Source organism: Undibacterium sp. Di24W, from assembly GCF_049340325.1.
Lineage (GTDB): Bacteria > Pseudomonadota > Gammaproteobacteria > Burkholderiales > Burkholderiaceae_D > Undibacterium.
Genome location: NZ_JBMPOP010000032.1, coordinates 1 through 324, shown reverse-complemented (window position 1 = coordinate 324; position 324 = coordinate 1). Strand labels below are relative to the sequence as shown.

Genomic DNA, 324 nt, shown 5'->3' with positions numbered 1-324 from the left:
TTGAGCATCGCACCTTGAATTTTTCATGTAACTGTTGGTAATAAGTAGAGCAGTATTGAATGCCTCGATCTGAGTGGTGTATTAGATCGGACATGCTACTTTTGCCACGCAGCGCACGTCGATAGGCTACACTCACTTCCTCTGTTTGCAGGCTGGCGTGAACATGATGCCCGACAATCTTTTTTGAGTAGATGTCGGTCACCAAACTTAAATAAACAAATTTTTCACTTGTCGGTATGTAGGTGATATCGGCGACCCAGACTTGTTCTGGTTTAGAAGCGAGCACTTGCTGAGAACCTGCCTTTAGTAAGTTGGGGTGCTTGT

1 protein-coding gene is annotated in these 324 nt (G+C 44.8%); it reads right to left on the bottom strand.

Features of this window, described 5'->3' with window-relative positions:
• Positions 1-324 (bottom strand): DDE-type integrase/transposase/recombinase (locus tag ACO0KZ_RS20500; protein WP_422998645.1); only part of this gene is annotated, 324 nt, incomplete at both ends.